This window comes from Providencia sp. PROV236 (assembly GCF_033676985.1).
Taxonomy (GTDB): domain Bacteria; phylum Pseudomonadota; class Gammaproteobacteria; order Enterobacterales; family Enterobacteriaceae; genus Providencia; species Providencia manganoxydans.
The window spans coordinates 24,662-51,155 of sequence record NZ_CP096299.1 but is presented as its reverse complement, the minus strand read 5'-3'; the positions used below and the strand labels follow the sequence as shown (position 1 = coordinate 51,155).

25 protein-coding genes and 1 pseudogene are annotated in these 26,494 nt (G+C 38.5%); 22 read left to right on the top strand and 4 right to left on the bottom strand.

Translation table 11 applies throughout. The annotated features are described in order from the left end of the window. Positions 1 to 35 precede the first annotated feature (35 nt). The 13 genes and pseudogenes from M1E96_RS21745 to M1E96_RS21685 all read left to right on the top strand — a co-directional run bounded on the left by M1E96_RS21745 (position 36) and on the right by M1E96_RS21685 (position 10,381). Positions 36 to 464, top strand: coding sequence for a hypothetical protein (locus tag M1E96_RS21745; RefSeq protein WP_369427604.1), 429 nt, complete (start codon positions 36 to 38; stop codon positions 462 to 464). Beyond that, the gene (locus M1E96_RS21740) at positions 464 to 1,303 is read left to right on the top strand and encodes a hypothetical protein (protein WP_369097465.1); all 840 of its coding nucleotides are present in this window, start codon (positions 464 to 466) and stop codon (positions 1,301 to 1,303) included. Before M1E96_RS21745 ends, M1E96_RS21740 begins: the two co-directional genes overlap by 1 nt. A 1-nt stretch (position 1,304) precedes the next feature. Beyond that, positions 1,305 to 1,658 carry a hypothetical protein gene (locus M1E96_RS21735; protein ID WP_136134604.1) on the top strand — a complete coding sequence of 118 codons (354 nt, stop codon included), beginning with the start codon at positions 1,305 to 1,307 and terminating at the stop codon, positions 1,656 to 1,658. Continuing rightward, the gene (locus M1E96_RS21730; protein ID WP_349481070.1) at positions 1,643 to 2,140 is read left to right on the top strand and encodes a hypothetical protein; all 498 of its coding nucleotides are present in this window, start codon (positions 1,643 to 1,645) and stop codon (positions 2,138 to 2,140) included. Before M1E96_RS21735 ends, M1E96_RS21730 begins: the two co-directional genes overlap by 16 nt. Further along, positions 2,137 to 2,517: a minor capsid protein gene (locus M1E96_RS21725; protein ID WP_369427603.1), complete on the top strand. Its 381-nt coding sequence runs from the start codon at positions 2,137 to 2,139 to the stop codon at positions 2,515 to 2,517. The genes M1E96_RS21730 and M1E96_RS21725 overlap by 4 nt, the downstream gene beginning before the upstream one ends. A 17-nt stretch (positions 2,518 to 2,534) precedes the next feature. Further along, positions 2,535 to 3,014 (top strand): annotated as a pseudogene (locus M1E96_RS21720) (hypothetical protein); the annotation flags it as partial. Between the two features lie 182 nt (positions 3,015 to 3,196). Beyond that, positions 3,197 to 3,514, top strand: a complete 318-nt coding sequence (locus M1E96_RS21715) for a hypothetical protein (protein ID WP_272661376.1) — start codon at positions 3,197 to 3,199, stop codon at positions 3,512 to 3,514. Between the two features lie 104 nt (positions 3,515 to 3,618). Next, the gene (locus M1E96_RS21710; protein ID WP_272661377.1) at positions 3,619 to 3,864 is read left to right on the top strand and encodes a hypothetical protein; all 246 of its coding nucleotides are present in this window, start codon (positions 3,619 to 3,621) and stop codon (positions 3,862 to 3,864) included. A gap of 3 nt (positions 3,865 to 3,867) precedes the next feature. Beyond that, on the top strand, positions 3,868 to 7,890 hold the full coding sequence (locus M1E96_RS21705; RefSeq protein ID WP_369427602.1) for a tape measure protein: 4,023 nt from the start codon (positions 3,868 to 3,870) through the stop codon (positions 7,888 to 7,890). A gap of 6 nt (positions 7,891 to 7,896) precedes the next feature. Further along, the gene (locus tag M1E96_RS21700; RefSeq protein ID WP_369427601.1) at positions 7,897 to 8,229 is read left to right on the top strand and encodes a phage tail protein; all 333 of its coding nucleotides are present in this window, start codon (positions 7,897 to 7,899) and stop codon (positions 8,227 to 8,229) included. Positions 8,230 to 8,286: 57 nt separating this feature from the next. Further along, positions 8,287 to 8,994, top strand: a complete 708-nt coding sequence (locus M1E96_RS21695; protein WP_369427600.1) for a phage minor tail protein L — start codon at positions 8,287 to 8,289, stop codon at positions 8,992 to 8,994. An 8-nt stretch (positions 8,995 to 9,002) separates the two neighbouring features. Further along, entirely contained in the window at positions 9,003 to 9,764 is a 762-nt protein-coding gene (locus M1E96_RS21690; RefSeq protein ID WP_369427599.1) for a C40 family peptidase, read from the top strand. Further along, positions 9,761 to 10,381, top strand: coding sequence for a tail assembly protein (locus M1E96_RS21685; protein WP_369427598.1), 621 nt, complete (start codon positions 9,761 to 9,763; stop codon positions 10,379 to 10,381). Before M1E96_RS21690 ends, M1E96_RS21685 begins: the two co-directional genes overlap by 4 nt. A gap of 58 nt (positions 10,382 to 10,439) precedes the next feature. On the opposite strand, the gene M1E96_RS21680 is transcribed toward M1E96_RS21685, so the two are convergent. Both M1E96_RS21680 and M1E96_RS21675 read right to left on the bottom strand, forming a co-directional pair. After that, positions 10,440 to 11,345, bottom strand: a complete 906-nt coding sequence (locus M1E96_RS21680; RefSeq protein WP_369427597.1) for a hypothetical protein — start codon at positions 11,343 to 11,345, stop codon at positions 10,440 to 10,442. After that, positions 11,338 to 12,054 (bottom strand): hypothetical protein, encoded by a 717-nt coding sequence (locus M1E96_RS21675; protein WP_369427596.1) that lies wholly within the window; start codon positions 12,052 to 12,054, stop codon positions 11,338 to 11,340. The genes M1E96_RS21680 and M1E96_RS21675 overlap by 8 nt, the downstream gene beginning before the upstream one ends. Before the next feature lie 240 nt (positions 12,055 to 12,294). On the opposite strand from M1E96_RS21675, the gene M1E96_RS21670 reads away from it, so the two are divergent. The 9 genes from M1E96_RS21670 to M1E96_RS21630 all read left to right on the top strand — a co-directional run bounded on the left by M1E96_RS21670 (position 12,295) and on the right by M1E96_RS21630 (position 24,971). Further along, positions 12,295 to 20,130, top strand: coding sequence for a phage tail protein (locus M1E96_RS21670; RefSeq protein ID WP_369427595.1), 7,836 nt, complete (start codon positions 12,295 to 12,297; stop codon positions 20,128 to 20,130). Positions 20,131 to 20,206: 76 nt separating this feature from the next. Further along, a complete protein-coding gene (locus M1E96_RS21665; protein WP_349493680.1) occupies positions 20,207 to 20,533 on the top strand; it encodes a hypothetical protein in 327 nt (108 codons plus the stop codon). A 21-nt stretch (positions 20,534 to 20,554) separates the two neighbouring features. After that, positions 20,555 to 21,244, top strand: coding sequence for a hypothetical protein (locus tag M1E96_RS21660; protein ID WP_349493706.1), 690 nt, complete (start codon positions 20,555 to 20,557; stop codon positions 21,242 to 21,244). A 40-nt stretch (positions 21,245 to 21,284) separates the two neighbouring features. Further along, a complete protein-coding gene (locus tag M1E96_RS21655; RefSeq protein ID WP_349493679.1) occupies positions 21,285 to 21,596 on the top strand; it encodes a hypothetical protein in 312 nt (103 codons plus the stop codon). After that, the gene (locus M1E96_RS21650; RefSeq protein WP_272668668.1) at positions 21,596 to 22,279 is read left to right on the top strand and encodes a hypothetical protein; all 684 of its coding nucleotides are present in this window, start codon (positions 21,596 to 21,598) and stop codon (positions 22,277 to 22,279) included. Before M1E96_RS21655 ends, M1E96_RS21650 begins: the two co-directional genes overlap by 1 nt. Before the next feature lie 2 nt (positions 22,280 to 22,281). Further along, positions 22,282 to 22,521, top strand: coding sequence for a hypothetical protein (locus tag M1E96_RS21645; protein ID WP_369427594.1), 240 nt, complete (start codon positions 22,282 to 22,284; stop codon positions 22,519 to 22,521). Positions 22,522 to 22,825: 304 nt separating this feature from the next. After that, entirely contained in the window at positions 22,826 to 23,515 is a 690-nt protein-coding gene (locus M1E96_RS21640) for a division plane positioning ATPase MipZ (protein WP_369427593.1), read from the top strand. Further along, the gene (locus tag M1E96_RS21635) at positions 23,508 to 23,870 is read left to right on the top strand and encodes a hypothetical protein (protein ID WP_136134627.1); all 363 of its coding nucleotides are present in this window, start codon (positions 23,508 to 23,510) and stop codon (positions 23,868 to 23,870) included. Before M1E96_RS21640 ends, M1E96_RS21635 begins: the two co-directional genes overlap by 8 nt. Positions 23,871 to 24,005: 135 nt before the next feature. After that, positions 24,006 to 24,971, top strand: coding sequence for a hypothetical protein (locus M1E96_RS21630; protein ID WP_369427592.1), 966 nt, complete (start codon positions 24,006 to 24,008; stop codon positions 24,969 to 24,971). Positions 24,972 to 25,091: 120 nt separating this feature from the next. On the opposite strand, the gene M1E96_RS21625 is transcribed toward M1E96_RS21630, so the two are convergent. Both M1E96_RS21625 and M1E96_RS21620 read right to left on the bottom strand, forming a co-directional pair. Beyond that, complete coding sequence (locus M1E96_RS21625; RefSeq protein ID WP_369427591.1) at positions 25,092 to 25,583, bottom strand: hypothetical protein; 492 nt, start codon at positions 25,581 to 25,583, stop codon at positions 25,092 to 25,094. An 11-nt stretch (positions 25,584 to 25,594) separates the two neighbouring features. After that, positions 25,595 to 26,242 (bottom strand): hypothetical protein, encoded by a 648-nt coding sequence (locus M1E96_RS21620; protein ID WP_369427590.1) that lies wholly within the window; start codon positions 26,240 to 26,242, stop codon positions 25,595 to 25,597. Between the last annotated feature and the right edge of the window lie 252 nt (positions 26,243 to 26,494).

Here is a 26,494-nt window from a genome sequence, read left to right as displayed (position 1 = left end):
GGTTGAAAGATCACACTCATCTTTAGGGAACGAAGATGAAACCAGCAAGAATTAGAATTTTAGAATCCGCATTTGCAAAATACATTGGTGTGATGTTCGGCGTTGAGTTCAAAGATGGTGTCAGTGTTAATGAAATCCCTTACATAGACCAGCAAAGAATCTGCTCAATAATGAAAGCGGAAACACTGGATGGTGAAAACGTTAGCGGCTCTGCGGCATTGGCAAATGGAAGAAACATTACCGCCAAAGACGCGATAAAACACGAAGCTAAAGCTGAACCCATTATCGAGTCTAAGCGAGAATCGGTAGAAATTCCGATCCGATATTCACGCGCTGAATTAGAAGCGATTGCGGATAAAGGGGGCATTGCTGCGTTACGCCAAATTGGTAATGATTTAGGTGTTCGTGAGAAATCAATTGAAGTCATGATTGAAAAAATCTTAGTCGCGGTAGGCGGTGAATAATGACTGATTTTGATGTAATTAAATCGGGCAGTGATAAAGATATTACCGTTTTGTTTGATGCGTTAGATGTATCTAGCGCGTCATACTCGCTGTTTGATATTTCTGGCAACCCTGTTTTGGTCGATCTGCCATTGTTTATTAGCGAGGGCGATTTAAGTGCATCATTTACGATCTTAGGGGAATACAACTCGCTTGGTGATGAAATTACGAAAGATATGCGGCGAGTGGTTGTGAAATATAAGTCCTCTGATGGTCGTGTTAGTGAAATTGAACAGTTTTATGCTGTTGTTAAGGCAATGGAGCTAACTATTCCGCATGATTCGTTTGTGACATTAATGGAAGCCAAACTTGCGGCATTAGATATCTATGGCGCAGATAGTTTTATGTTGTTAAGCGACCACGTTCAACGGCAGGTTTTGATAGAAGCTACAAAACGAATTAAGACGATGCGCTTTAGTTTAAAACGTATTTATAAAATTACAGATGAAGAGGGGTATAGACCGCAAAATGTGCTGACTGCTAATACATTGCCATTTTATTTAGCAGGTGAGCATTCTAGTGAATATATCGACTTTACCGAATTAACCTCAGAGCAATACAAATCCCTCCCTGCATATTTCATTAAAGATGTTGCTGAATCTTGTATGAACGAGGCTATTTCAATCGTTACAACAAACGGTGCGGCGGACGCAAGAGAAGAAGGGCTTCTTTCTGAGTCTATAGGTGAAACGACAAATATGTATCGTTCTGGTCGTTCAGCGACAAAAACATTGTCACGAAAAACATGGCGTTTACTCAGTCGTTATACCGATAACCAAATCAGGGTTGGCAGAGGTTGATATGAAAATAAGTTGGCAGTCAAAAGCAACTATCTATAGAAAATCAGCAGGTACAAACATCTACGGAGAGCCAACCTTATCTTTCGCAGGAAAATCACCTGTTGGATTTGTTAAATTTATTGAGTCCTACGACAAAAGTTCGGTTCGAGCAGACAGCTCGGCATCAGGTGGAAAGGCTGATATTGATCTCTTTGATGCCGTACTTATATTCCCAAAAACAGCCAATCTGAAAATTGACGATGTTTTGTTAATTGAGGGGGTAAAGTTGGAAGTGAAACGAGTTCACAATCGCTTTGGTCTTAGAGGGAAAGCAGGGCATTTTGAAGTGGGGGCAAATTTATGGGTCTCTCAGTAAATATCGGTTCATTCAAACGTGCTCAGGAACGCTTAACGCACAGTCAAAATGCTCTAAAACGCAATCTCTTAAATGAAATGCGTAAAATGGCTAATGAAATGCAGAAATACGCAAGAGCTATGTCACCTCGTGAGACGGGAAGTTTAGAAAAAGCGATTTATGCGAAAGTCGAAAATAGTAAAAACGAAGTCCATGTAAATCTATTTGTTTCAGAATACACGCCACGCAGAGGTTTTAACCATCGCGGTCGTACCGTTAGAGGGGTAATTGTTGGTCGCTATGCGGGTTATATGCACGATTCACAATATAGACTAGGCGTTAGATCGCGCGAAAAGCAACGTCAGAATTACGGCATGGGGATGAAAGTTAAAGTAGGTAGAGGTTTTATCGAAAGGGCAGGTAATACAGTGTGGAAACGCCGACGTGAAGATTTGAAGGATGTTGGTGTAAAAGCTGGTTTTGGCAAAGGAAAGTGGAAATGATTTTAGAAGCGATAGCGTCTTATCTACAAAGCAAAAATGTAGGTAAAATCGGAAATGACCTCTTTTGTTATTACATGCCGCCTAAAATACCTCGTGGGTATTTGATTATGACTCCGAATGACGGAATACATATAGATCCTGAACTAAAAGGCTATTATCAAGACATGTTTCCGTTTATGATAAGAGCTGAAAATGTGACAAAGGTTAATCAATTAAGTACATCGGTAATGGCGGTTTTAGATGTAACAGATATTGATACAAAAGATATTTTTTTTCATTATATTAGACCTATTTCACATCCAGCGATTTATCCTCAAAATGACGGAGGTTCTTTTGAGGCTGGTGTTGTGATAGAGTTCAGTTGTTTTATTAAATAATAAGTAAAGGAATACTTATGGCCGGAAATAAAGTTGAAAACATCAAGCTAGGTGCTTGTAATGTTTCGTTCAAAGGTGAAGATTTGGGATTCACCAAAGGCGGTGTTGAGGTTGAAGTATCAACTGACACCATGAAAGTGACGGTAGACCAACAAGGTGAAACTGTCGTTTCAGAGTTTATTCAAGGTCGTAATATCAAAATTACAGTGCCTTTGGCTGAAACGGTACTTGAGCGCTTGGCTAGTGTGATGCCGGGTAGTACATTATCTGCCGAAAAAGATGCAGTGACGATTGCTACAGGTATTGGATTAAATCTTGTTGAAGTTGCTCAAGAGTTAATTTTGACACCTATCAGCGGTAACGATTACACCCTTACCTTGCCTAAAGCGGCGACAGCGGGTAGCTTCTCATTTGCGTACAAGCATGATGATGTCCGAGTGTACTCTATTGAATTTACTGCTTACCCTGATGAATTAGGGGTTTTGGGGAAACTTTCAAAAAAAAAGTAATTCCTGAACCAGCGCCGAAGCCAAAGGAGACGGTTGGAAAGCCAAAAGGTTCAGAGAGTAAATCAAGTAATCCGTAACCTAAAAAGATTGTACGTATAGGTATACGTAATATATTATAAGGCTTCTTGAATGAAGCCTTTTTTATGTCATAAATTAAACGGAGTTTTGAAATGGCAAAATTATTAGATTTAGATGCATTATACCCTGCGAAAAAACAAATTATGTTAGGCGGTAAAAAGTACGATCTACAGCCTTTAACCGTTAAACTATTTACATTAGCACAAAGCTACCAACATGGCGGAATTGAGTCACAAAACCCCTCAGAGCAAATTGAAGCTGGTATGGAGTTGGTTAATGAGCTTATTCCTGAATTAAGTAGAGAAGATATTCAAGCCATGCCTATAGAGTTTCTTCAAGAAATCGTATCTTTCGCATTTATTCAAGGCGAAGAAATCAACGAAGAACACGCTGGCGAAGAAGCAAAGTAGTAACCCTCGAAGAAAACGGAGTCGAGATTGTTACTATCGATTTTGGATTCTATTTTTGTCGCGTAGTTGCTTTTTATGGTGACAGTACAGAAGCCGTGCTCGATATGCCTCTTGAGAGGTTTTGGTTATTAAGCCGAAACATTGATCGCATAAAAGCAGAAGATGATATTCGTCAGTTGCAGGTAGCAAGGGTTGCTCAAGCAACTGGCGATAGTTATTCGGCATTTGAGAAAAGCCTACAGCAACGATTGGGACAGCCAGTAGTCACGAAAAAATCGGCGTTACCTTTCAATGCCGAAGCCGATCCAAATGCCGAAGAAAAATTAAGGAAAATTTTCGGAGGAAGCTAAGGAATGGCTGATTCGTTAGGTTTTAAATTATCTCTCGACGACAAATTGTTTGAGATAAAAATAGATAACGCAGAACGACTACTCAATCGTCTTTCTAAACGCGGCGTAAAAGCCAGCGAGGGAATTAAACGTTTAGAGGGTAGTTTTAAAGGAATAGGCTCAACCATATCGAGCGTGATTACGACGGTGGGAATGGCTTCATTTGCTTTTGGTACTTTAAAATCTACCCTATTTGATACCCAAAAAGCGATATTAGATAGCGCGGGTAAATTAGAACGTCTTCAAGTTATGTTACAGGGATTGGCTACCTCGACTGATAAAGCGAAAGAGTCAATGTCTGATTTCAATTATATCATTAACCAGGCTAAATCGGCTCCTTTCTCAATAGATGCAATTTCCGATAGTTTCGTGAAATTGAAATCATCTGGCATAGATCCAACAAAAGGCTCATTAAACGGACTTATTGATGCCACAGCAAGATTTGGTGGCGATAGTGAACTATTAAAACGCGCCACCGTTGCAATTCAGCAAATGTCGGGTAAAGGCGTTATCTCTATGGAAGAGCTTCGTCAGCAGTTAGGTGAAGCAATTCCAACCGCTATGCAGTCAATGGCGTTAGGTATGAATGTTTCTATGGGGGACTTAGTTAAAGCTGTTTCGTCAGGTACAGTTCGTTCCAAAGATGCAATTGAAGTCATGATGAACATGCTTGAGGTTTCATATAGCGGCTCTGCTAACAGAATGATGAATACCTACACTGGTTTGCTCTCTCAAATGGAAACTAATGCCTCATTATTAGCAAAATCTATTGCTGATGCGGGTTATATGGATGTTATTAAAGATGTAATGAGAGATATAAATCGGCTATTAGGTAGTGATGCTGCAATGTATTACGGTAAACAATTTGGAGAAATGGCAAAAACTATTGTTGAGTCAGCCAAAGAAATGTTTACGTGGATTATGAATAACCAAAGCATGTTGGTAGATCTTGGTAAAGCCTTGATGTACATAGCTGGCGCAATGGTTGTAGTGTCATTCTTCAAAACAGTAACAGGCGCTATTTTAGGCTTCAACCGAGCAATCACTTCGACAATAACGAACTCAGGCAGCTTTGGGAAAGGTTTATTGAGTGTTTCTTCCAGAGCAGGGCGAATGGGTAGTGATCTTAATCTAGGCACTATTGCTATAGGTCGAATGAAGCACGCTTGGAGAGCCTTAAATACGGTAATGAAAGCTAATCTTATTGTATTAGCCATCACAACAATCATTGAAGTTCTAATGGCTTTAGCTTGGTGGTATGACAAGGTAAATGAAAAAGCTAAAGATGCAATGGAGACAGCCAAAAATACCCCTGAGTTGGTCACTGATGAGCAATTTGCTGATTTAAAAGAAGCATTAGAACAGCAAGAAAAAGATTTGGCCGAAGTCGAGAGAAAACTGAAATTCAGACAAAGCTTAATTCAATCAGCTTTAAAACAAAGAGAGCTAGGGAAAGCTGGCGGGTATGGGTATGACCGAAATGTAGCAAAAGAAAAGGCATATTTAGAAGAAAAGAAAAAATTAGAAGCGGAGGCGGCAAAATTATCTGATGCGATTTTTAATACAGAAATTGCTAGGCAAAAAGCGGCTTACGAGAAAAAATTGTCATTGCAGCAAGAACAAGTTGAAAAGGAACAAGCGGTTAGACAGTCTGATTTTAGATCTCGTATTGAAGAACTGAATAAACAGATGCAACTAGAAATTGTTGACGCTGGCGCTAATCAGGAGAAAAAAAATGAAATAATTAAGCGTTATGGTGATGCGGCAAGAGAGCTGTATAAGGCTGAATTAGAACATAGCCAAGAAAACACCAAAAAAATGATCGATTTGAGTAAGTCCAACATAGACAAACTTCATGAACAGCTAAAAGCTGTGAAATCTAAGGTTGGAAAAGAGCTTTCTGACGCTCAAAAAACACAAATAGCTCAGTTAGAAAACCAAATAGTAGCAGCGGAAAAATCGTTAAATTCTTATGTGCAAATGTATGATTCCACCGCTGATAAGCTCTTAAATATCGCAAAAATGTTTGCTGGCAAAATTGTCGGTATTAATGGCGAATTAATGGAGTCGTCAAAAGATACTTTAGCCAGTAGATTAAAAACATTAGAAAAAAATTCGATCAGGAATTCTGCCTCAGTACGGATGGATCAGGGCGAAAAAATAAAAATGATCGATGGGCGATATGCATCTTCTTCACAAGAACTACAAATGAATGAAGATATCATTGAAGCCTTAAAAGCTGAAAAAGTAAACGTTGATGATTTAGATAAAGCCTATGCTTCACTTAGTTCTACACAAAAGGCGTCAGTTGATGCGGCCCTCAAAAATGCAAGAATGATTGGTGATGCCTCAAATACAAAAAAATCAGCGTCAAGTTTGAGGTCGCAGGAATCTAAAGCCGAAAAAGCTAAGAGAGAGCTTGAAAAACTGTCAGAGGTGAATAAAAAAGTCCTCGATATGGGTGAACAGTTTGAGGAGAAAGTTGGCTTCGGAAGCACGGCTTTAGTTAAATACGATCAGAAAATTAAAGACGTTATTAACGATCTTGATAAATTGTCTAAATCGAAGCCTATCGAGGGTGCGTTAACGCAAGAGCAAATTGACCAAGCAACCAGACAGCTTAATGCTATCAAAGCCGGACAGACTGAATATCGTCAATCTTTGCAGAAAGATACCGCAGACCAACTGATTTCTAAATGGGCCGGTTTTTCCGATACCGTTAAGATTAACATGACTAAATCAGTCGCAGAGCAACGCGCTGAATTTGAAAAAAGTTACCAAGAGGCGGACAAGCATTTCCTGAAAATTAGGGAAATGTATAAAGACGATAAGGAAACCAAACAGTACCTAGATAACGAATACCAAAAATTCAAAGCTGGTAAGTTAGAAGCAATGGTGCGTTTGACAGAAACCGCCACCGCAAAAATGGCTTATGACTATCAAAACGTTGGTAACTTAATTGATGAAAATATCAAATCCGTTTTTGATAGCCTAGAAGATCGCTTAATGGACTTCATAAAAACAGGTGAATTTTCAATTAAAGATTTTGGTGACTTTATCTTTGAAGAACTTCAACGCACCTTTATTCGCAGTATGGTGGTCTCTCCAATGATAAACGGATTAGGTTTAGGTGCGAGTGGAGATACGGGGCAATCATTGCTTGGTACATTGTCTCAGCGTTTCAGCTCAATGCTTGGAGGTTCTAGTGGCGGAAATAAAGATCCTAACGCCAAAGCAACTGCTGATTTAGGCAAAGCTGCCACGGAAACTACAAGCGCGTTTGAGAACTTACAATCGCAAGGTATTTTTGCAACGATAGCAGGCTATGCAAAACAGTTATGGGCAACTATTACCGGAACGGCTGCAACTGAAACAAAAGCTAGTGCAGACCTATCGGCCACAACAACCGTTGGCACATTTGCTGGCGTAATGACAACCGCGACTACGGCTGTAGGAACTTTTATTGCAGCTCTTGGAGCATCTAGTGCTTCTAGCTCTATTGGGAGTATTATCAGTATGGCGGGGGCGGTAGGTGGCGCAGTAGCGGGAGGTGCGAGTAGTGCTGCTCCAGCAGCAGGTGCAGGTTCAACCGGATTTGAAACGGGTAGCTTTGCCGCGAATATGCCAGCCTTTGCCAATGGCGGTATCATGAGTTCACTAGGTGAAATACCACTAAAAGCCTACGCCAAAGGCGGCATAGCAACATCACCGCAATTAGCTCTATTTGGTGAGGGGAGTCATAACGAAGCCTATGTACCTTTACCTGATGGTCGCCGCATTCCTGTTAATATGAACATTAAAGGTGATGCTGGCGGTGGCGCGGGTGTGTTTATTTCTATCAATGTGGAAAATAACGGCTCTGATAGTAGCGAAAGTTCGGTGCAAAGTTCTGATTCTAATTGGAACGGTGCTGCTAAAAAAATTAAAGCCATTGTTCTTGAAACAATGACGGAAGAAAAAAGACCAGGCGGTATGTTAAGGGAATAACATCACATGGAAAAAAAACGTTTTAAATGGCATCCTAAGTTTGAATCGCGTAAAAACTTTAAACCTACGATCAGTAAGCAAGTTTTTGACGACGGCTACGAACAACGTCTAACGTCAGGATTTAACTGGCGTAGATATGAATGGAGTTTGATGTTTGAAAATACCCGAAAAGAGCTTAAAGAGATAGAAGATTTCCTCTTTTCTCATGGTGGTAAAGATTCGTTTAAATGGCTCACACCGGATGGTGACGAGGTGATTGTGGTTTGTGAGGAATACAACGCAACACGTAAAGAGGGATATTCCTCTTTGTCTGCAACATTTAGACAAGTTTTTGAATAAGGAAATTTGCTACCTTCATCAATGGAGGTAGCATACTACTTAAAGGATTAAGTAATCATGATAATCAAGACGATTGAACAGCAAATACAGCTATTAGCACCTGATTCTATTTTTGAATTTTTTATAATCGATTTGCCACAAAGAACGGGTGGCGGTCGTTTCTATTTTCACGCTGGCACAAATGAAGTAAACCAACCAATTGTTTGGCAAGGCAAGACTTATCAACCTATGCCAATACAAGCAACAGGCTTTGATATCAGCGGCGAGGGGAAATTGCCGCGACCAAAATTAAAGGTGGCTAATTTTGGCGGTGTAATTTCCGCAGAGCTTCAAGCTAAAGACGACTTGCTAGGTTGCCAAGTGACACGCAAACGCACCATGCAGTGTTTTTTAGATGCTGAAAACTTCCCTAGTAAAACCAACGAAGACGCAGATCCTAATCAACACTTCCCTAATGATGTTTGGTTTATCGACCAGAAAACTTTAGAAACGCCCGAAGTTGTTGAGTTCGAGCTTGCTTCTGTTTATGACCTTATGGGAGTACAACTGCCAAATCGACAAGTAATGCGGAATTCATGCCAGTGGACGTACCGTTCCGCCGAATGTGGTTATACAGGCAGAGCCTTTGATAAAGACGATAAGCCGACGGATATTGCGGGTGCGGATTATTGCTCTAAACGACTTTCAAGTTGCCGAGCAAGACGTAATTATTTTGCCGATGGTCTGATTGCTTTTGGCGGCTTCCCCGGAGCGACACGCGCATGATTAAAGATATGATGAATCCCGAGTTATATCGCTCAATGCAACTTGCTGCCATCGCCGCTTACCCAAATGAAGCCTGTGGTTTTTTGGTAAACAAACAGGGTAAAAAATACGAGTTGGTGCTTTGTCGAAATGTAGCTGACGATCCCGTTAATTTCTTTGTGATGGATGTAGACGATCAGATAGCAGCGGAAATGCAGGGGGATGTTGTTGGTGTGTGGCATAGCCATACTGATGGAACGAATAAAGCCAGCGAAGCAGATGTTGCAGGTTGCGAATCCTCAGAATTGCCGTGGTACATTATTAATGTCACTAAGAATTTTAATCCTGATGTTGATAGTGATTATATTATTAGCGATGTGAACGTAATCGCTCCCTGTGGCGTTGAAATGCCATTAGAGGGGCGTACTTATGCTTTTGGTGTCTTTGATTGCTGGACGCTGTGTAGAGACTATTTAAAGCGTGAATTTGGCGTTAATATGGATCTGTGCGCTCACTTGCATGTTCCTAACTGGTGGGATGGTGATAAAGATATCTTGAACGACAATTTTGAAAGTCAGGGGTTGGTTAAAATGCCGCATGGAACAGAGCCAAAGAAAGGCGATTTGTTCTTTATGAAGATTGGCGCAAAAATGCCAGATCACTGCGCGGTGTATGTGGGCGATAATTTGATTTTGCACCATCAAACTAACCGATTAAGTAGTAAAGCGATTTATGGCGGAATGTATAGGAAATGCACCGTTCATCATTTAAGACATAGGGATTTGTTATGACAGAATCAAAAAAACTTGTCACCTTTGAGTTTGGTGGCGTTTTGGGTAAAAAATTTGGAAAGATCCACAATGTTGCCTGTGGAACAGTAAGACAGGGGCTTTCGATTATCAATGCAAATCGATATGGCTTACTTCATTGGATGAAAGCCAACGCCGCTAAGTACAAGAAATACCATATTCGAGTAACCCGTTCTAATGGCAAAGTGCGTGACATGAGCGAAACAGAGTACCAAATGGAAAATAACGGCGATATGACACATGTGTATATCACGCCTATTTATCGCGGTGCTGGTGGTAAAATCATGTCGAGTATTCAAACAGCGGTTGGTGTAGCGCTTATAGTTGCAGCTTTTTTACAACCTCAATTCTCATGGCCGTTAATGATCGCAGGTTCATCAATGCTTGCGTCAGGTGTGATTGGTTTTTTGTCGAAACAACCAAAGCCGTTTACTACTAACGGAAATGATAGTCGCAAAAACTCAAGCTATTTCGATGGGCCTCAAAATACAGTAGAGCAAGGTGCGCCAGTGCAGTTAATTTACGGTGATGAAATCTTGGTGGGTTCTCAGTTGGTAAGTTTGAAACTATCGGTTGAGCAACTTATCCCTGAAAAATGATTTAACTATAGTCTCAGAATAACAAAGAGGGGATAACCCCTCTTTGTTATGATATTATTTACAGAAATAAGGCCGTTATCATTTCATCTTTGGTACTAACAATTTCATACTCATCATCACGAGTTTCTTTTATTAAGTTACAACCTAATAACTGTTTTAATCCTCTTTCGACGTTACAACTACTCACTCTTAAATGGTTTTGCAAATCTTTGAAAGTAAATAATTGATTGCTAGAAATAAAATCAATTATTTTTATCAGTATTACGTCTTGTTCCATTGGTATTTCGTCAAAATATGAAGACAATGAGGGGATAGGGATTAATTCAAAATTATCTAAATTACTATAATGTATGTCGTCATTGTTAAAATGATATTTTAACAATGCGTGTTTTGCAGGTTTAAAAAGAAAGTCGTTTATATTTGCGTTATTAATAGAGAATAGCATTAATGAAAATGCAAACATTTGCAATTCAGATATTTCATTATATATATAGTACATTCTGACAATATTGTTTTCTACAACAGTTTTGCAATTATTTATATTTTCTTCATCAAAATATCTTTCACGTTTGATCGGATGGTGAAAAAAATTGTCAAATTCTGAATGATCATATAAAGTGAACTCAACGTGTATTAGCGGCTCACGAGTTAGCTCATCATATTGATTAACTCCTTCACCATGTAGAGATATAATAAAATTAATATACCCCTCTTGCGACGTTCTATTCCGCTTTTGGATTATAGGAAATGAAATAAGCACGCTGTTAATAAAAAAATCATTTTTAGTATAACCATAAAGAATTTCCGGTTCGGTATTTTTAAATTGTAGTGGAGAGTCATTAAGATATTCAATGAAGTTATCACAGATCAGTTTAACTAATCTTTCAATTTCTGTACCTATTTTTTCAAAAGAGTCTAAGAACTCTATGAAGTTAAAAGCAGATTGCCTAGTTTCGTCAATCATATATACTCCATTTTATATCTATTGTTTTCGGTAAATTAGATGGGAACTTAATTATTTTTAAATTAAATTTTTTAAATTCAGTTTTAATAAGACAATGATTGAATCCTGTAAATGGAGAAAAATTAAATTTTTCAAGCATCAAATGTAAATCATAAAAAAATTCAGATGTGACTTTATCGTTACATTTCATTTTAGACAGAATTGATGAGAATTTACTCCAAGTTATACCTCGCCATTTATCATTGATGTTTTTTTTATATAAATTGAAGTTTTTTATGCAAGTGGCTAGATAAATTAGACGAGTATTTTCTGGGGCGTTTTTTCCAAAAGCAATCCATTGATTTTCCAATTGATTATAGTTATATTCATTATTTAGCCATTTAGCTTCAAGTATGAATTTTTTTACCTCTCCACCATCTAATGTAAATGAAAAAACTGCATCAGGCTCTACTCGTTTTTTATTTTTTAATATTCTTAAGCTAGGCCATAAGGATATATTCATTGATAAACAGCGTCTGTCATCTACTTCATCACACATACTGTTAAATAATTTAAACACATCCAAATGATTAAAATATTTCATTGATCCGAAAATCGTTGACGTTATTTCATCTTCTCTTGGTATTTTTTTTTCTTCAGAATTAGAATGATTTTCTATGCTTTTTGAAAACCACCGACTTGATTTATTATGAATAACGGCTGAAATCATAATACCCTCTTACATTTTACCGTTTTGTTTACATTATTTGAATTATATCACCAAAGCCTTATATCTAAAACACAGCAGAGGTATTTAATCTAGCTTGTTAAGCTAATTTAGCGGACTTATACTTCATACAAGCCTCGCCCATCCCTTAAAACTCTTTCCCATCTTAAATTGTTAAGGTTGTTTATTTGTCTTACAATACGTACCCTAATACATACATTATTCAATATGGAGATTGAATTGATGAAAAAGGGAATTATTGCGGGTGCTGGTGGTGGAGGAAGTAAGGGCGGTAGCTCTCGAACGCCAATAGAAGCTGTAGATAATGTTGAATCTAAATCTCTTGCCTTTATTTTGGATTTACTAGGCGAGGGTGTTATTGGTGGACTAAAAGAGGGAGGAAAATCAGTTTTTCTTGATGATGTCCCTCTTTTAAACCCTGATGGAACACCTAACTTTAGCGGTGTGAAAATTTGGGAACGCAAAGGTCAACAAAACCAAGATCCAATTGAGGGATTCGATGATATCGAAACACCTAAAGCGGTTGCCGTTGAGGTTAAAGCATCCACGCCGAAAACTATTCAAATTGACAATGATGAAACAGACCGTGTGCGTATCATCATGGACTTTCCTCGCCTAAGCTCTACGGACAAAGAAAGCGGTGATATCAACGGCACTTCGGTTGAGTTCCAATTCCAACTTGCGGTAGGCGATGGTTCGTTTAAACCAGTAAAGCCTGTAGATTACAAGTCAGATATTATTAAAGTATCGAAAAAATCCAGTGGCAAATTCCAAAAAGAATATTTTATCGATTTGCCAAAGCCGGGTAAAAACTATCGAATCAAAGTTATTAGGCTTACGGCTGACAGTAATAGTGATTATTTAGTCAATAAAACAATTTTAGGCTCTTACGGCGAAATTATTTTTGCCAAAATGACATACCCAAACAGCGCCTTAGTCGGAATTTCCATTGACTCTAAAGAGTTCGGCAACAATATGCCACGTCGTTCCTATTTGGTGTCTGGCATGTTAATTCGTGTGCCGTCAAATTATGACCCAATTGATAACACATACAGCGGCGATTGGGATGGTAGTTTTGATTATCGTGTATCTTCAAACCCTGCATGGATATTGTATGACATTCTAATCAGTGATCGCTATGGCTTAGGTAAATACGTCAAAGAGCACATGGTTGACGTAGGAATGCTATATCAAATCGGTCGCTATTGTGATGAAGAAGTCTCAGACGGCTTTGGTGGAAAAGAAAAACGATTTGCGATTAACACGGTCATTTCATCACGACAAGAAGCCTTTAAAGTCATTAACGATATAGCATCGGTATTTAGAGGTATGGTATTTTGGGCTGGTGGCATGATTAACATGCGCCAAGATAAGCCTAGCGACCCTGTAATGCTATTTTCATCAGCAAATATTATTGGTCGCGTTACTCGTAAAGGTTCTGCGCGCAAAGACCGTCCTACCGTTGCTGTTGTTACTTATAATGACAAAGACGACCTCTACAAACAAAATATCGAATATGTTGAAGATCAGGATGCGATTAAAGACCGTGGTGTTGTCAAAACAGAATTGTTGGCTTTCGGATGCACAAGTCGCGGTCAAGCTCATAGGACTGGTTTATGGCTGTTATACACCGCGAAGATGGAAACAGACGTTATTCTGTTTAAAGCGGGTATAGACTGCTCCGCATTAATGCCTGGTGACGTAGTTAAGCTGAATGACAAATATCGCTCAGGAAAACGTAACTCAGGGCGTATTGTTTCATTCACTAAAAACAGTATCAAATTAGACCAGAGCGTAAATCTAAGCAACTCAGGGGCGTTTATTTCGTTCATGTCAAAAGAGGGTAAGTTAATTGACAGAGACGTCCTAGAAGCGGCGGGAGAGCGCAGCGTCCTGACATTTAAAGAACCACTTAAAGCTCACGAAGAACCTGTGAACTTGGTTGTATGGATGGTAACAGAACCCGATTTAGAGCCTGAACTTGTTCGCGTTGTTAGTATCAAAGATACTGACGAAAAAGGTGTTTTTGAAATTACAGGTGTTTCCCATAACCCAAGTAAATATCAAGCCATTGATAACGGGGCGACACTTATTCCAAGTAAAACAACTGTCAAAGATCCGACTTTTGTTACTCCATCTAATATCGAAATTAACGAAACCACCTATCTATCATCACCGGGTAATTTATCTAACAAATTAATCGTAAGTTGGCAGGGGCGTTCTACCCAATACACCATTCGATATCGCCGTAGTGATGTGGTTGATAACTGGGCGGTTGTTGAGGTGTTTGATACTCAATACGAAATATTAAATGTACAGCAAGACGCTAAGTATGATGTTGAAGTGTTCGCAATTTCTATTACAGGCAGAAAAACAAACGCTATCGCGTCCACTTATGCCGTTTTAGGCAAGTCGAATCCACCTGACGCACCTAAGCAATTAGTGGCTGTCGGTGATTACCGTCAAAATGTCTTAACGTGGATCGCACCAGCCGCAATTGACTTGGAAAAAATAAATGTCTATGGCTCGAAAACGAATAAGTTCGAGACGGCGAGTTTACTGGCTTCTGTGCCGTCAACAACGTTCAACCACTCAGGTCTTGAGGATAATGTAACGTGGTTTTATTGGGTAAGAGCTGTCAATAAACGCGGCATGTTGAGTCCTGTTAACTCAAATATAGGTACACAAGCGACGACAAAAGAAGTTATGTCGTTCTTAAAAGATAAAATTACCGAAACAGAATTAAGTAAAGATTTACTGGCTGATATTAACGAAAATGCCGCTAATCTAGCTGCTGAAAAAGTTAATGAAGATGTCAAAATTCAAGTTGATGAAGTTAAGAAAAATGTTGCTGAAAGTAAAGATATGGCAAATAAAGCCATTTCAGATATAACTAAACTATCAACCTCAGTTGATAAAGAGATAGCAGATCGAAAAGAATCTGTTACAGCATTGACCAATTCGACCAATTCGTTAAGTGAAAAACTGACGCAAGAAATTAAAAATCGTAACGATAGTGTTGCAGCAGAAAGTCAAAAACGTGCCGATGATCTAGTAGCTGAAAGCAAGTCTCGTGTCGCTGATATCAAAAAAGAAACAGATGCCCGTTTGCTAGGTTTACAAAATGAAGCCAAGGCTCGTTCAAATGCGTTGAAAGAAGAAACTCGTTTAAGAAATGAAGCTATTCAAACTAAATCGGCTGAGTTGAGTAAAGAGATCTTAAATGAAAAAGTCGAGCGCGGTGCTGCTATCAGTGCAAGTGAACGGAAAATCCAAACAAAAACCGATGCTTTGGCAATGCGGATCACTAATCTTTCTACAGCGACAGATGCAAATGCCGCAGCGATTAAGAAGGAGGAACAGGCTCGTACAACCGCAGATAAAGCAGAAGCGAAAGAGCGTCAATCATTAGCAACACAAATGCGCGGTGATTATGATGGTACTGATGTTACTAAAATTACATCAGGATTAATTTTCAGTGAGCGTGAAGCGAGAACAACCGCAGATAAAGCAGAAGCATTACAGCGTCGAACGTTAGAAACTCGTTTAGGTGAAAGCTTAACAGCGGTCAATAAGTCTGTAGAGTCAATAAGTACAGCTCAGAAAGCACAAGGCAACGATATAACCGCAATCAACACTACGTTGAAAAATAAAGCCGATTCTAGCGCAGTTAATTCGCTAAATTCTAAAGTAGAAGAACAGGGTAAAACCTTAACTTCTCAAGGCTCTGCGGTTACGAAACTACAAAATGACTTGGGGGTGGCTAACACTAGCATAGGCAAAAAAGCGGATAGCTCTGCTTTAAGTGCTTTAGAAAGTAAAGTTGTTCAGCAAGGCAAAGATATAGTCTCACAAGGTAGTTTGGTAAATAGCTTACAAAACAATCTAAACACAACCAATGCGAACGTTAATAAAAAAGCAGATTCATCGACGGTATCAACTTTAGACAGCAAAGTGACACAACAAGGAAAAGATATCGCCTCTCAGGGTGGTTTACTCAACACCTTGCAAAATAGGATCAACACAACAGATTCTAATGTCAGTAAAAAGGCTGATTCGTCTGCTGTTACCGCGCTTGAAAGTAAAGTGACTCAACAAAGTAAGGATTTAACTTCTACTAGCGGCAATCTGGTTAAATTATCGAATACTGTCAATAATATGACTGTCGGAGGCACAAACCTCATTTCGGTTGCGGATAGTGAAATAGGTACAGTGCGTGAAGCGACAAATATAGGTGCTGTTTATAATGATGTTAAATATCCGGCTAAAAACCGAGTAAGAAATAAAACACTGATTAATGCAACCAAAGGGATTGTTGTAAGCATAGATAAGGGGTATCAATTCTTTGTGTGCTCTTACGATGCAAATTCAAAATATTTGGGAGCGGCTCGGTCATTTACATGGAGGCAAAACGATCTAATTATACCTGCATTTTCTGGTTTTATTTCAGTTGTAATCACTAAGTCGGACAATTCAGATATAACTTTGAATGAGGTAATTAAATCAAGAGTTAAAGTAGAAATTGGTAATGTTCGTACTGATTGGTCTATGTCACCTCTCGATACTGCATCAGCGAATGACATATCAAATCTACAATCGGCGAATAGTGAAGCCTTATCTAGCTTAAATAATAAAGTCGATAAGCAAGGTAAAGATATTACTGCGGTTAGTAGTCAGATTAATTCGTTAAAAAATTCGTTAAATGAAACTAACACTAATGTAAGCAAAAAAGCCGACAGCACTGCTCTATCTTCGTTAGATAGTAAGGTTGTTCAACAAGGTAAAGATATTTCGACTATTTCAACAAACGTCACGACTTTACAAAATAACCTGAAAATGACCAATGATAATGTGAGCAAAAAAGCGGATAGCTCGGCGCTTTCAACGTTAGACAGTAAAGTTGTACAACAAGGCAAAGATATAACCTCGTCAGCGAGTGAAATAGCTACACTAAAAAACAATCTCAAAACGACTGACGCAAATGTGAGTAAAAAAGCTGAATCAAGCGCATTGAGTGCTTTGGATAATAAAGTCACGCAACAAGGTAAAGACATTAGCTCACACGGAAATAGTATTACCGAGCTGAAAAATTCCACTTCTGCAATCAAGAATGATTTAGATGATGTGAATTTATTAGCGAGAATTACAACCAACGGCAAGCAGCTAGTATCAAACCCTAATTTTAATGGCGGTAGCAACGATGTTGTTGTATATAACAATGCAAACAACGGAATGGCTCTAATCGCAACTACAAAACGTCAAGTAGATAATCCCACATCTTCAAGCCATGAAATTGTTTTGACCGCTAAGGGCACAGCAAGCCCAAATTTCGGTGGTTTTATTAGAAATGTTCAATCTAAAGCCAATGCGGTCTTTGTCACTAAATATATCATCAAATTGCCTGTCGGTTGGGGACTGCAAGCACATGCAAATGCTACAGGTGATGGTCGTATTGATAAGTTTGTCGGAAACAACACAGGAACAGGTAAGTACGAAACTTACTACCGTATTACAAAATGTGGTTCAACGGGTAAATTTGAAACTTTCGGTCATGTAAGTGTTTATATAGCTGATGGTGGTAAAACAAAAGCACCAACATCCGCAGCACCTTTAGTATGGTATTTAGCGCAAATTGAAGTTTATGAGACAACCGATTACGCCTCTGCTACGCCAGAAGTAACAAACTTTATGTCTTCGGCTAAATCATCGTTAGACAGTTTAACTAACACGACGAAATCACAATCGTCACAGTTAACCGCATTACAAAATAGTCTCAATACAACAAACTCTAATGTTGGTAAAAAAGCCGATTCATCTGCATTATCTGCATTAGATAGTAAAGTGACTCAACAAGGCAAAGATATTACGGCAACGAATAACAGCGTAACCTCTCTACAATCATCGTTAAACGGAAGAATTACTTTCGTTATTACCTCTGGTGGGGCTGGATCTGGTTATTCAGGCAGAGTTTTTGATAACAACGGAAAAGTGCTTGCAAGTATCGGTAGAAGTTACGGTGTAGTTGTATTTAAGAAAAATACAAAAGGTATGGTAGATGTTGCTTCAAGCAAGACTTACGATGTGTATGGCAACGCAGCGAATGCCACTACTTTAGTTAATGATATTAAAGCGTTGCCTTACGGAACATACGTTGCGATTACAACTAGCGATGAGCCAAATCAAAATCGTTTATCAATTTTGGCTGCAATAGAACTTCTTGGTGGAACAAAAGAAACATTTACCTCGTTTCCGCATCGAGGCGCTTACATTCTTGTGGGAAGAATAGGCGCTAGAGGAGGTGATTCGATTGAATTGGCATCGCGCTCTGGCAATGACTCGAACGCTTTTGTGGAAACTTCTATAGAGTTTGTCAACGGTGTATTGATGAATTATGGCAATTCTAGCGGTGCGGCTTCTTTGGCATCTGCAAATGCTAGTGCCATCTCTAAACTAGATAATACTGTGAAGCAACAAGGTGGAAATATCACTTCTCATTCTTCACAGCTCACAAAGTTACAAAATGATTTAAATATAACCAACAATAACGTTGGTAAAAAAGCCGATGCAACTGCTTTAAGTGCGTTGGAGAGTAAGGTCACTCAGCAAGGTAAAGACATTTCTTCGGTAAGCAGTAAAGCGACATCGTTAGAAAACAGCCTTAAAACTACGAATGATAACGTTGGTAAGAAAGCCGATACGACAGCTCTTAACTCATTAACCTCAAAAGTGAATACCGTTGAGGGAAAAGTCAATGCTGCAACATCAAGTATTACAACGCTATCAAGTAAAATAGATCAGGTCAAAAGCGACTTAACAGATTTAATTGAGGTAGATTTAGACCTCAGTAAGCTAGACCAAAATACTTATTACCCCGTTACATTGCATTTAAATACTTTAACTAGATACTACTTCAAAGTATTTAGAACATTGGGGCAATTTCCAACAAATAAACCTAGTTATGCAACGCATGGAACAAAAACATTCTCTACAATTCTTGAATGGAATGTTAGCGGCGATGGTTGGGGTACACAGGCTCAAAACAGAATCATTCAGAACTTTGATTTTAGGTTCACTAATCAATCTCCGGTATTAACGCCTGGTCAATTGTCGAATAGCTCTATTGAATATGTGTATCTACGAGGCGGATCTTTCTACAAATTAACTAAACCTAAAAATTGTGGTCATACTATCAGAACAGCGGCATATACAAGCAACAGTCAAGCGGTTGCGCCTATTGCATACAACGCATCATTAATACCAGTTTCATTTGGCAAAGGTACATCTGATGCAATATCCAATCTTTCTACGAAAGTAACCTCGATTGATGGAAAGTTAAACACTACCGCAAGTGATGTGACAAACTTAAAAACAACTGTCGGAAAGAAAGCTGATTCTACAGCGTTAAACTCTCTTACAAGCACTGTTACTCAACATGGAAAAGATATTAGCGCACACAGTTCGTCATTAAGTCAGTTGACGACGAAAGTTAACGGCAACACCACCAAAATTGACCAAGTTAGTAAATCAGTGAGTGATGTAAGCAAAGCACAAACTGAAACCAAAAACTCAATGGAATCTCAATTTAAAGGGCAGTCAGCCAAAATAGAGACACTTGAAAAAACGGTTGCAAGCGGTGCTGGTCTTAGCTCAACGTGGATGGTTAAAATGGCAGCCAACGCAAAAGGTCAGAAATATGCGGCTGGCATTGCGTTAGGCATCGAGGGTAAAAATCTTCAATCTCAGTTTTTAGTTCAAGCTGACCGATTCGCATTGATTAATACAGCCAATGGAACAACAACAACGCCGTTTGTCATTGATGGTGGGGTTACTTACATCAGTGCAGCATCAATCAAGAATGGTTCAATTGATAGTGCAAAATTTGGCGATCTTCAATCTAACAATTATGCCGCAGGAAAGACCGGTTGGAAGCTAAGTAAAAATGGAGTGTTGGAGATGAATGGTCAAACATCAGGACAGGGGCGATTGAGTATTACAAATAACCGTATCGATGTTTATGATGAAAAAGGAGTGTTACGAGTTAGATTAGGTTTACTTTGATTTGTAGGTATGTAAATACGTATTATATTATGTTATAAAACTCTCTCACACCTAATGCCTAAACATGGAGGTTTAAATGGCTAACAGGGTGGGGGAGTTAACCCCCGAAGTGGTGGACAGGATCGCAAAAGTAGCGGCGAAACAAATTGCTGTAGAAATGCGTGACGACTTGAAAGATAAAGTCGGCGAGGAAGTGGAACGTCACCTTAAAAATTATTTTGGTGATATGACTGCGACTCAACATAGCGTTCAACACGCCAACATCGACAAACTACTTACACGCCTAGACAGCCTTTCTAGTGGTTTCTATGGTGGGATTATCTCTAAAGTTGGCTCAATAATCGTCGTGGCTCTTATCTTTGGGCTGGCGGCGTGGGGCTTAAAGAATGGCGTAGGAAACTAAGGACAGTTTTTTATGAAAGAAATAAAAACACCCAAAGGGATTCGTAACAACAATCCCGGTAATTTAGAATTGGGTTCGCCGTGGCAAGGGCTTGCCAAACAACAAAAAGACAAGCGATTTTGTACTTTTGTTGATCCAACATTCGGCATCAGAGCGTTGGCTGTCACGTTAATTACCTATCATGATAAACGTAAAGCCGCTAATGGCACACGTATCGATACGGTAAGAGAGATTGTAGAACGATGGGCGCCCTCTGTCGAAAATCACACCGACAATTACATTCGTTTCGTAAGCAAATCCATTGGTGTAACCCCCGATCAAAATATCAATCTGCATGACTACAACATTATGCGACCTTTGGTTGAAGCAATCATTCGTCAAGAAAATGGTGACGGTGGATTGAAGAATCTTAATAGTTGGTACAGCCGTGAAGTTGTAGATGAAGGGCTTCGACGCGCTGGTGTTGTGCAAAAAACTAAAACTGTAGCGAAACTTCCTGTCACAAAAGAGACAGCAAGTGCCACCGTAGCGGCATCTTTAGGTGTAGGTCAAATTGCCGAAGTTATGCCTCAAATTTCCGATGCTCTGACGAAATCAGAAAGTCATTTAACTAGCGGATCTGTTGTGCGTGTTGTTTTCGGTGCCGCAACCATCATCGTTGCTTGCGTGATTGCATACGCACAGGTTAAGCGTTACCAAAAAGGAATTTAACTAATTATGGAGAGGGTTTGTAAAAACAAGCCCTTTTATTATGAAATCAGGTCTTGAAGTATATGACGCAGGCGGAAAGAGTATTTTATCTATTACAGATAAAATAGGACGCTTTTGTGGACAAAAAATAATTAACAATTTACCTGCTGGCACTAAAGCAACCTACACCTATTCATTTCCTGAGCTTGCAGGGCAAGGAACGTTATTTTATTGGGTCGGAGGTGGGTATGGAAACTCGTATACAGACTATAGGGTAACGATTTCAGGTACAACCCTCACTTTAGTAATTAAAGCAGGAGCTTATCCATTCACGGCTGCAAAGCCGTTCATTTTGTATTATGGGGTTATGTAATGGCTTCAAAAAATGGATTTGTGGTCAGAGGGCAAAACGGAGCTGTTCAAATAGATGGTGAAAACTTTTGCATGTGTTTGCAAAAAGTCAACAATCTCTCTTTAAAAGCTGGAACAAAGGCTGTAACAGGGGATGTTTATACTTCTGCAACTACTTCTTTTGTTAAATCAGCTAATTCATCATTAGTTGCCCTAAGATGTTCGTCGTGGTGTAGAGCATACGTTGGTGATCAGACAAAAAATCTAAATGAAGTCACTATCGCTAGAAATTACGATAATTCGGGAACGCCAAGTTGTATTGCTTACGAATATGGAAATGCTGCATATAATTGGTCTTCTTCAAAAAGTGGAATAGAAGTTTTTAATTCGTCGAAAACTAAAGTGTTTAGTTCAAACTGGTCTGTAATGCGTGTATTCGGTGTGTATTATCTTGACCATATTAAGTCTTGGTCATTGCAGCTTCCAGTAGGTAGAACATTCGCAATGGTTTTGGATGGTGGTCAAATGGATTCAAACATTGTTGGTTACAACAGTTATACAGCGGTTTATATGGGTAGGATCGTTAACAACAAAGCTGAGGTTGCATTTATACAAGACTCTATATTCCACTCCCCCGTTAATGTAGGTACGTACAATTACCCTTGTCAGCTAATGGTTATGATTTTGGAAATCGTGGGAGTGTGATAATGGTGAATAAAATTAAAATCATATTATTCACTATGTTGGCGATTATTTTTGTTTTGTTTTCATTGTACAAACTAGGTGGTAGAGCCGCTAGGAAAACCTTTGAACTAAAGCAAAACAAATACACGATTGCCCGTTTAAATAAAACAACGTCCGTCAATAACGAGGTTGAAAATGAAATACGTTCTAAAACTGACGATGCTGTTGTTAATGAGCTTCGTAATGATTGGATGCGTAAGTAAATCAGAGCAGAAAATTGAGCCGATATTTTGTGACATCGCTTCACCGATTTATATCAGTGACAAGGATGTATTCACACCAGAAACAGCGCGGTCAATATTAACCCACAATCTTATAGGTTATAGGATGTGTGGTTGGAAAAAGGGGAGCATCTAGCTTCCCTTTTGTTTATCTAAACAATATAAATAAGTAAACATTGGGAATTATTAAAGGTTTTTATTTTCACCTTTTCTTTCAATTTATAAATATTAAAGGTATCTTATAGAAAAAATTATCGACTTATAAATAATCGAAAAGGCAAAATCCATGAGTAGTAACACAAAAATTATACTGGTGGGCGGAAGCAAAGGTGGACCCGGCAAGAGCACAATCGCCCAACAAATTGCTGGATATTTATTAGTTAAGGCAAAAAAAACCGTACACTTACTCGATATCGATGCTCAAAAAACCACTTATCAATGGTGTCAGGATAGAACATCATTTGCGGCAGACCTTAAATTAGATAATTTTTCTTTTAATTATCTAACCGAAGGTGTTATGGACTACCTAAGCGAAAATGCGAACAAATATGATTATGTGGTTATCGATGCTGGTGGCTTTGACTCAGAGGTTCAACGTGAAGCGATGCTAGTAGCAACACATCTATTGCTACCTATTAGACCTAAACGTCGAGATATTCGTTCTCTTGCTGCTTTAGATGGGATTGTCGAAAAGGCACAAATCATAAATGAAAATTTGTTAGTGCGCGTTGTAATGAACCAATGCCCTTCTTTACCTAACCAGGCAACGCGAATTATTGGCGCAAAAGAAATTTGCGAAACATTTGGTATGATTGCACTAGATACCAATCTATATGCACGTAACGTTTATGATGATGCCGAAGAAGCGGGTCGAACAATTTTTGAGTTACCCACCGTAGAACGAGATAAAAAAGCTGAAAAAGAAATTGAAGCATTAGTAAAAGAATTTGTGTATAGGGAGAGAAATAATGGCTAAGAATCCATTAGGCGGATTGGCGAAACAAGACCGCGAAGTAGCAATGCAAGAATTTATTGGCAACTCAAAACTAAAAGAAAAAACGGTAAAACAGCGTGGTCGCAGAAAGAATAGTGATGATCCAATTAAGAGCCGTACCGTCTCGATGGAAGACGAGTATCATGAATTAGTTGACCTATTAAGGATTGTGCCTCGTAGAGCGAATCTGAGCCGTTCTGATGTGTTTAGAGCGGCATTGGTAACGTTATCCAATCTACCATTTGAAGATATCAAAGCTGCGTTAGAGTTGAGTTTAGAAACCAAACCTGAAATGATTAAAGACTTAATTAAAGAATTGGATAAGAAAATACCTTAATATGTATTAGCTCAGATTTGACCTGACACAGCTATGGCACAGAGCCAAACCTAATCTGACAGTCTGGTTTGAGCGAGTAGAAAACGTTAGTGCTTATGATTATCATAGGAGCAAAAATTTTTTGAAAAGGTAACTATGAACGTATATGCAAAAGAACCAACTGTTGAAAGTAATTCTACTAAATTTGGTTTTTATCCAAAATATCTGGATATTAAAACCGATTTTTTTTCAGTTATTACCATCCCAGAATATAAGTCAGTTATAAACGATATAAAAGCCCATCCTAACGTCGATAAAGATTGGTTTTATGCTGGTTCACAAAAAGTCAAAGATCTGTATGGTAACGTAAGCACAAAACCATACAGTAATCGAGTTTTCAGTCTGCCTAATACCCATATATTGACACTAAATGGAGCCTTCAGTCAGGAAGATTTAAATTTTGTCATTTGGTGCTTATCATTCTTTACTGGGATGCGCCTGACAACGACTCAAGCTGGTTTTTTAGATGCAACACCTATCAAACCCGGAGCTTTGGTTGATTTTGTTGTATCAGATTCAAGCGAACAAAATGCCATACAGGTGGCTTTAAATTATTTGAAAAAAGAAAACCATCACCCTCGTGAATGCACGCGTATAGCAGCAGTTATTCATGCATTATTTTTGGCTCAACGACCACAACTCCTACATTTTGAAAAATTTCAGTATCTTTATATGGCACTCGATGGGTGCTTTTCTATTATGTGGGATAGAAGAGATATAACAAAAAAACATGAAAAACCCAAACATATCGATAGAGTTAAATGGATGTGTAAACAGTTTGAGATGCATCCCCCATTTTGGGCTGATGGAAAAGACAGTATTACACCAATCCGAAATGATAGCTTCCATGAAGCAATTTTCTTTGATCAGCCGCTGGGATTCTCTGCATACGGAACAGAGAGATCAAGTTCAGAACACGATAATATTCTTTTACAAATAAAAGCATTAATTTACCGGTTTCTTGTCGCGATACTGGAAGTAAAAGATGCTAGCTATATATCTTCAAGTCTAAATTCTCGTGCGTATTATCAGCTAAAAATAGGTGATTTTTTGTCTTATTAGTTATGGCTCCTGTACATAGTCGTGGTCTATTCCTCACGCACGAAGTCCAGAGCTGTGTCAGGTCAAATCTGAGCTAATACACTTAATACTATAAGAGGCGGTAGCGAAACTGCCTCATATTTAGTAAATGTAGTCATAACCATATTGTGTTAAGATGATATTGTTACCATCTTCTTCAAAAATACCTTCTTGAATCAGACTATTAAAGGCTTCATTCAATTTTTCTTTAGCATTTCGGCTAAGATTTGATGTAATAAGAGAGCGTTCAAAGCCTAATATAAACAGAGGATTACCTACTAGAAGCCTGCTTTTTTGAGTATAACTAATTATGTAATCTTTAGCTTCTTGTTCGTAAGTGTAATTATCTGGAGTATTATATATAAAACGATCGCCTTTTTCAGTTAAAATGATAGCACTCTCAGTTTCATTAAAATAACCAAGCTCAATTAAACTGTTAAACGCCTCGGTTAGTTGATCTTTAATTTTAGGGTTTAGTGATAGTGTAGAATCATTGAACCAAAACCCCCTCGTATTATAGGCATGTCCAACTCTTAAACCACAATGTAAAGCATAGCTAATTATATGATTTATCGCTTCTTGTTTATAATCCATCCTACATCCTATTAATATATTTTAGTTTTACTGATTACAGCTAGTCTATGAGTGTGAATATCGCGGTCATTTCCCCAACAAAAAGCATCCCACTTGTTATAAAATTCATTCATATCTTTAATTGCGGTCAATGGTCTATCTTCTTGCGTGCCGTCTGAAACATAAACGTGATAATTGCTATCTAAAGCCCAATCAATCATCGTTTCCCAAAATCTTTTACCGTCGCCAGTTTGTTCCTCGTCGGAAACAACAATACTATGCTTTGAAAGTAAATCAGTGAAAAAAGTACGTGGCAAATCTTTAACTGCCGTATTGTGTCTAGCAGAAATAGTCCGCCAAACTTTTATTTGTGTACATGTTTTCTTACCGTACACAATGTCATTTCGGAAACGCAATTCAACAAGGTAGACAGTCTCTGGCTCGTCACCGACAGCAATTAGTCGGTACTGATCTTTATTGATGGATTTAACAAATTTATAGCCATGAGGTGTAACAAAACCAGGCAACGAAAAATCGACCACACCTGATTCTAAAAAAATCTTTGTGAAATCGATATTCTTTTCAGGCGCTTTTAATTTTGTATTAAAATCCGCGTCTGTGTCGGGTATTACATAAGGCATTAATTTGTTATTCCTTGATAAAGACATTCTAGTATTCATGAACTGCCCTCCGCATGTTGGACAATCTATAAGTACATTATACACTCAATCTATAAAAAATCATATTTTAGCCGACCATTGAAAGAAAGCCGTGCTCCCATAGTATTTAATAGAATTTTATAACAACTCAAAGAATTTGATAATTAAACAACCTAAGTTAGAATAGAGATCCTTAATTTGTTTTAGTTGGTAGTTTGTAACTAAAATCTTATATATATATTATGGGAGCACGGCATTATCTTTGCTTCCTTT

Bases quoted from the DNA above. Each gene is read 5' to 3' on its own strand.
- M1E96_RS21745 (WP_369427604.1), top strand. From the start codon at position 36: ATGAAACCAGCAAGAATTAGAATTTTAGAATCCGCATTTGCAAAATAC.
- M1E96_RS21740 (WP_369097465.1), top strand. From the start codon at position 464: ATGACTGATTTTGATGTAATTAAATCGGGCAGTGATAAAGATATTACC.
- M1E96_RS21735 (WP_136134604.1), top strand. From the start codon at position 1,305: ATGAAAATAAGTTGGCAGTCAAAAGCAACTATCTATAGAAAATCAGCA.
- M1E96_RS21730 (WP_349481070.1), top strand. From the start codon at position 1,643: ATGGGTCTCTCAGTAAATATCGGTTCATTCAAACGTGCTCAGGAACGC.
- M1E96_RS21725 (WP_369427603.1), top strand. From the start codon at position 2,137: ATGATTTTAGAAGCGATAGCGTCTTATCTACAAAGCAAAAATGTAGGT.
- M1E96_RS21715 (WP_272661376.1), top strand. From the start codon at position 3,197: ATGGCAAAATTATTAGATTTAGATGCATTATACCCTGCGAAAAAACAA.
- M1E96_RS21710 (WP_272661377.1), top strand. From the start codon at position 3,619: ATGCCTCTTGAGAGGTTTTGGTTATTAAGCCGAAACATTGATCGCATA.
- M1E96_RS21705 (WP_369427602.1), top strand. From the start codon at position 3,868: ATGGCTGATTCGTTAGGTTTTAAATTATCTCTCGACGACAAATTGTTT.
- M1E96_RS21700 (WP_369427601.1), top strand. From the start codon at position 7,897: ATGGAAAAAAAACGTTTTAAATGGCATCCTAAGTTTGAATCGCGTAAA.
- M1E96_RS21695 (WP_369427600.1), top strand. From the start codon at position 8,287: ATGATAATCAAGACGATTGAACAGCAAATACAGCTATTAGCACCTGAT.
- M1E96_RS21690 (WP_369427599.1), top strand. From the start codon at position 9,003: ATGATGAATCCCGAGTTATATCGCTCAATGCAACTTGCTGCCATCGCC.
- M1E96_RS21685 (WP_369427598.1), top strand. From the start codon at position 9,761: ATGACAGAATCAAAAAAACTTGTCACCTTTGAGTTTGGTGGCGTTTTG.
- M1E96_RS21680 (WP_369427597.1), bottom strand. From the start codon at position 11,345: ATGATTGACGAAACTAGGCAATCTGCTTTTAACTTCATAGAGTTCTTA.
- M1E96_RS21675 (WP_369427596.1), bottom strand. From the start codon at position 12,054: ATGATTTCAGCCGTTATTCATAATAAATCAAGTCGGTGGTTTTCAAAA.
- M1E96_RS21670 (WP_369427595.1), top strand. From the start codon at position 12,295: ATGAAAAAGGGAATTATTGCGGGTGCTGGTGGTGGAGGAAGTAAGGGC.
- M1E96_RS21665 (WP_349493680.1), top strand. From the start codon at position 20,207: ATGGCTAACAGGGTGGGGGAGTTAACCCCCGAAGTGGTGGACAGGATC.
- M1E96_RS21655 (WP_349493679.1), top strand. From the start codon at position 21,285: ATGAAATCAGGTCTTGAAGTATATGACGCAGGCGGAAAGAGTATTTTA.
- M1E96_RS21650 (WP_272668668.1), top strand. From the start codon at position 21,596: ATGGCTTCAAAAAATGGATTTGTGGTCAGAGGGCAAAACGGAGCTGTT.
- M1E96_RS21645 (WP_369427594.1), top strand. From the start codon at position 22,282: ATGGTGAATAAAATTAAAATCATATTATTCACTATGTTGGCGATTATT.
- M1E96_RS21640 (WP_369427593.1), top strand. From the start codon at position 22,826: ATGAGTAGTAACACAAAAATTATACTGGTGGGCGGAAGCAAAGGTGGA.
- M1E96_RS21635 (WP_136134627.1), top strand. From the start codon at position 23,508: ATGGCTAAGAATCCATTAGGCGGATTGGCGAAACAAGACCGCGAAGTA.
- M1E96_RS21630 (WP_369427592.1), top strand. From the start codon at position 24,006: ATGAACGTATATGCAAAAGAACCAACTGTTGAAAGTAATTCTACTAAA.
- M1E96_RS21625 (WP_369427591.1), bottom strand. From the start codon at position 25,583: ATGGATTATAAACAAGAAGCGATAAATCATATAATTAGCTATGCTTTA.
- M1E96_RS21620 (WP_369427590.1), bottom strand. From the start codon at position 26,242: ATGAATACTAGAATGTCTTTATCAAGGAATAACAAATTAATGCCTTAT.